Here is a 4,747-nt window from a genome sequence, read left to right as displayed (position 1 = left end):
GGAGGCTTCCAGGGATCGGGGCGGGATCTGGAGCCCTCCTTCGAGGCCCGCCGATCTTCGATCTCCGGGCACCTCAGGATGAGGGTGTGGGTTGGAAGAACCTACTCGGCGGCTTCGCTGCGCAGCTCGCGCGGAAGCGGGAAGACCATGTCCTCGACCACCGTCGAGACCGTGTCGACGATCACGTCGTAGCGGGCCGCGAAGGCCTCGATGATCTCTTCGACCAGCACTTCAGGGGCCGAGGCGCCGGCGGTGAGGCCGAGCTTGCGGATGCCCTCGAAGGCCGGCCAGTCGATCTCCTCGGCGCGCAGCACGAGGCGAGTGATCGGGCAGCCGACGCGCTCGGCGACCTCGCGCAGGCGCTGCGAGTTCGAGGAGTTCGAGGAGCCGACCACGATCAGGGCGTCCACCAGCGGGGCCACCTGCTTCACCGCTTCCTGGCGGTTGGTGGTGGCGTAGCAGATGTCGTCCTTGTGCGGCCCGGTGATGGTCGGGAATTTTTTCTTGAGCGCGTCGACGATGTGGCGGGTGTCATCGACCGACAGGGTCGTCTGGGTGACCCAGGCCAGGTTGTCCGGGTTCTCCGGCGTCAGGGCCTGGATCTGATCCAGGTCCTCCACCAGGGTGATCGAGCCCTTGGGCAGCTGGCCCATGGTGCCGACCACCTCGGGATGGCCGGAATGGCCGACCAGCAGCACGTGGCGGCCGCGCTTGTGGTGGATCTCGGCCTCGCGGTGGACTTTTGTCACCAGCGGGCAGGTGGCGTCGATGGTGGTGAGCCCGCGGGAATCGGCGTTGGCCGGAACCGTCTTCGCGACACCGTGAGCGGAAAAGATCACCGGGGCGCCGCTGTCGGGCACCTCGTCGAGCTCGCGCACGAACACCGCGCCCTTCCGCTTCAGGCTTTCGACCACGTACTTGTTGTGGACGATCTCGTGCCGGACGTAGACGGGCGGCCCGTAGAGGGCGAGAGCCCGCTCGACCACGTCGATGGCCCGCACCACGCCGGCGCAGAAGCCGCGTGGGGCACAGAGCAGAATCTCCAGCGGCGGCTTGCCGGTGGTGCCCTGAACGGGCGCGAGGGACGCGAGGTCTGCGGTCATGGCGGCGATGTGGCGAGGGCGGGGCTGTCCTGTCAACGGTCCTGGACTGCGAACCGGGCAGGAAGACGACCGCGGAGCGCCTCTGTAGCACGTTTGCCGCGCGATTTGGACCCGGGGCGCCCGGATCCGTGAACTCAGCGTCTCCGGATCCCCGTGACGGCCCCAAAACTGTTCTCCCGGATCCGCGCGACCGCGCCGGCCAGCGGCTCGACCGCCACCGCCATATGATGGCCGTTGGCGTGGATCAGCGTCTCGGGGTCGCGCATCAGCCCGACATGGCCGCGCCAGAACACGAAATCGCCCCGGCGCAAGCCCTCGAAGGTGAGCGGCAGCGCTTGGCCTAAAGACCGCTCCTGCATGTCGGCGTCGCGGGGGCAGGGCAGACCGGCGGCGTCGAGGCAGAGCTGCACGAGGCCGGAGCAATCGAGCCCGAGGCTGGTGCGGCCGCCCCAGAGATAGGGAATCCCGTTGAGCCGCTCGGCCGTGGCCACGTAATCGGGCTCGTGCTGCGCCAGCGGGGCGCAATGGCTCGCGTAGACATAGCCGCCGGGGGTTTCCAGGTAGGCCCCCGCCTCCCCGCTGACCACGAGGCGCGCGCCCAGGCTGAGATGCCCATGCACCGGGCGCTTCAGGTCGGGCTCGGGATACAGGAAGGTGCGCAACGCCGTAACCCGATAGGTTGGCTCGGGCTCGGCGGCACCCAGGCACTCGACCGGCAGGTAGCCGACATAGCCGTCCCGGACGAGCTGCACGAAGGCGAACCCGTCCCGTTCGGCGTAAACATCCACGGCATCGCCGAGGAGCGCCTCGGTGTCGAGCCCGGCCTCCGGCGACGGCGCCCGGCGCAGCGGCGCGGCGGGCGTTACGACCCGACGCGGCGTGGCGGCGACGAAGCGCTCCGCTATGACCCGGCCGCGCAGGCGGATGTCGGCGATGTCCGGCCGTGCTGGGGTGAGGCGGGGATCGAGCGATTCGGTCATGGCGAGCGAGCCTATCGCATCGTCGCGTTTCGAAATCCGGAAACCGCGCCTCGGGAGGATACCCGCACGGTCGCTGCCCGGTTCGGACGACGCTGTGGATCGCGAGACCCATGGCGACCTGCGCGGGCACGCGCTATTATGCCGCAGCGCGAAGCCGAAGGGCGCCGGATGATTTCCGCCCTGGAAAATCAGAGCGATGGCATGCCGTATGCGATATTTCCATGCAAGGCATGTTCCCCGGACGTGCGGCCGCCGATTATGATGCACTGCACAACCGGCGCGGAAGGCGCTATGTCTGACCCATGATGACCGCGAGTCGCCCCGTGAAGAAGACGCAGAAGAGCTTCGCCGACCTGCCGCCGATCCGCGTGCGCCGCGAGCCGCCGACGGTGAACGAGGCGGTCGCCGCCGCCCAGGACCTCGCCGACGATGTCGAGCAGCAGGTCGAGATCGCCGCCGGCCTGATCGGGCTGCCGGTCGACGAGGTCCGCCCGCATGTCCTGGCGGCCAAGAAGGCCAAGCCGGAGCGCGTCCCCGAGCGGATACTGACCCATGCCAGCCCGAGCCGGGCGCCGCGTACCGTCGTGGTCGAGCGCCGCACCCGCCCGACCGTGGTGATCGAGCGCCGCACCCGTCCCCTCGCGCCGCCGCGCTGACCGGTCTCCATCGGGCCGCGCAGGCGCACCGGCTCCCGCTCGGCGCCACGCAAAATCCCAAAAAATCCCAAAAAATCAATCGGCGGTCTGGACCGACCAGGTGGCATGGCGGATGCCCGGAACCTTGGCGAGATCGGCCGTGACGGCATCCAGCTCGTCCGCCTTGACGGCGCTGGCGGTGAGCGTCGCGACCACGTCGACCGCGCCCTCGCCGCGCTCCTCTACCTCGACGCTGCTGACGGGATAGTTCGCCGCCTCCAGGCGTTCGACCAGCAGGTCCTGGGCGGGTCCGGCCTCGCCGGGCGCGGTGGTCACCTGGACCTCGTAGGTCGCCTCGGTCGAGGATTCGCGGATCGGCGCGCGGTTGATGGCGTTCACCAGCGGCCGAAGCGCGGTGTTGCAGGTCAGCACTGTGACGGTGACGAACACCGCCTCCAGCGGTAGGTCGGCGCCGCAGAACGCCCCCACGGCCGCGGAGCACCACAGGGTGGCGGCCGTGTTGAGGCCGCGCACGTTCATCCCCTCCTTCATGATCACGCCGGCCCCCAGGAAGCCGATGCCGGAGATCACGTAGGCCACCGTGCGGACCCCGCCGTCCGGGCCGGTCAGCCGCATGCCGAGATCGACGAAGGCCGAGGCGCCGATCGCCACCAGCACCGCCGTGCGCAGCCCCGCCGTGCGCTGCCGGTACTGCCGCTCGGCCCCGATCGCCGTGCCCAGCACGAAGGCCACGATCAGGCCGATGGCGGATTTCAGTTCTTCGGGGAAGGCGGCGTAGCTGGTCATCGGGCGTCTCTTGCGAGGCGAGAGGTGACGAAACCGTGACATCATGGCCCGGCCGGGGGGACCAAAGGCGGAACCGCCCGGGATTGACGGCCCCACCGGGCAACGGGCACACCGGCTTCAACCTGAGGATCCCCTGAGAAGACGGGACCCGGCCGAGGAGACGTGCAGGATGCAGGACACGGCCCCCGGGGCAGGAGTTTGTCTCCGCGCACGCGCGTTTCCCGCATGAGCGGCGCCCTCGCCGAAAGCCGGCCCGCCGCTCTCACCCCGGATGCGGCCCTGCACGGGCGGGTCATGGCGCTCCGCGACGGGCTGGAGCGCGGCCTGATCGGCAGCGCCGGCCTGGTCGAGCGCCTGCTGATCGGCCTGCTGACCGGCGGCCACCTGCTGATCGAGGGCGCGCCCGGCCTGGCCAAGACCCGCGCGGTCAAGCGGCTGGCCGACGGGCTCGACGGCTCGTTCGCGCGCATCCAGTGCACCCCGGACCTGATGCCGGCCGACCTCACCGGCACCACCGTCTGGCGCCAGGACAGCGGCAGCTTCGAGTTCCTGCAGGGCCCCCTGTTCCACGCCCTGGTGCTGGTGGACGAGGTCAACCGCGCGCCGCCCAAGGTGCAGTCGGCGCTGCTTGAGGCGATGGCCGAGGGGCAGATCACGGTCTCGGGATCGACCCACCCGCTCGCCGACCCGTTCATGGTCGTGGCGACCCAGAACCCGATCGAGCATGCCGGCACCTTCCCGCTGCCGGAGGCGCAGCTCGACCGCTTCCTGCTGCACGTCGTGGTCGAGATGCCCGACGAGGCCACCGAGCGGGCGATCCTCGACCTCGTGGAGGGCGAGATCACCCACCATGTCGAGGCGATGCCGGTGCGCCTGTCGCTCGCTGACGTGCGCGCCGCCCGGGAGGCCGCGCTCGCCACCTACGTGTCGCCGGCGCTCAAGGACTACCTGGTCCGCCTGGTGGCGGCGACCCGAACCGACGCGGCGGCGCCGGACCTGCGGGCGATGATCGAGCACCCCGCCTCGCCGCGCGGCACGCTCGCGCTGATGATGGCCGGCAAGGCCCGGGCTTGGCTGCGGGGCCGGGACTACGTCACCCCGGAGGACGTCACCGAGCTCGCCCGGGACGCGCTCTCCCACCGGATCGGCCTGACCTGGCGGGCGGCCGCCGAAGGCAAGACCGCCCGCGGCCTGGTCGGCGAGCTGGTGCAGCGGGTGCGGG

5 protein-coding genes are annotated in these 4,747 nt (G+C 70.6%); 2 read left to right on the top strand and 3 right to left on the bottom strand.

The features are described from left to right. Positions 1 to 101: 101 nt before the first annotated feature. Complete coding sequence (gene ispH / locus MKL09_RS14840; RefSeq protein WP_244021220.1) at positions 102 to 1,103, bottom strand: 4-hydroxy-3-methylbut-2-enyl diphosphate reductase; 1,002 nt, start codon at positions 1,101 to 1,103, stop codon at positions 102 to 104. Positions 1,104 to 1,237: 134 nt separating this feature from the next. Beyond that, positions 1,238 to 2,083, bottom strand: coding sequence for a C40 family peptidase (locus tag MKL09_RS14835; RefSeq protein ID WP_244021218.1), 846 nt, complete (start codon positions 2,081 to 2,083; stop codon positions 1,238 to 1,240). Positions 2,084 to 2,406: 323 nt separating this feature from the next. Here MKL09_RS14835 and MKL09_RS14830 point away from each other — a divergent pair, with 323 nt between their 5' ends. Then, positions 2,407 to 2,739, top strand: coding sequence for a hypothetical protein (locus tag MKL09_RS14830; RefSeq protein WP_244021216.1), 333 nt, complete (start codon positions 2,407 to 2,409; stop codon positions 2,737 to 2,739). 75 nt (positions 2,740 to 2,814) lie between these two features. Here MKL09_RS14830 and MKL09_RS14825 read toward each other — a convergent pair whose 3' ends face one another. After that, on the bottom strand, positions 2,815 to 3,525 hold the full coding sequence (locus tag MKL09_RS14825; protein ID WP_244021214.1) for an MgtC/SapB family protein: 711 nt from the start codon (positions 3,523 to 3,525) through the stop codon (positions 2,815 to 2,817). Positions 3,526 to 3,750: 225 nt separating this feature from the next. Between MKL09_RS14825 and MKL09_RS14820 the strand changes: the two genes are divergently transcribed. Next, positions 3,751 to 4,747: AAA family ATPase (locus MKL09_RS14820; RefSeq protein ID WP_244021212.1), on the top strand; the 997-nt coding region annotated here is incomplete at its 3' end.

This window comes from Methylobacterium sp. J-048 (assembly GCF_022829515.1).
Classification (GTDB): Bacteria; Pseudomonadota; Alphaproteobacteria; order Rhizobiales; family Beijerinckiaceae; genus Methylobacterium.
Note: the sequence above shows the minus strand (reverse complement) of the source record. Positions and strands in the feature narration are given on the sequence as shown.

Coding starts and splice junctions, on each gene's coding strand:
- MKL09_RS14835 (WP_244021218.1), bottom strand. CDS start 2,083: ATGACCGAATCGCTCGATCCCCGCCTCACCCCAGCACGGCCGGACATC.
- ispH (WP_244021220.1), bottom strand. CDS start 1,103: ATGACCGCAGACCTCGCGTCCCTCGCGCCCGTTCAGGGCACCACCGGC.
- MKL09_RS14825 (WP_244021214.1), bottom strand. CDS start 3,525: ATGACCAGCTACGCCGCCTTCCCCGAAGAACTGAAATCCGCCATCGGC.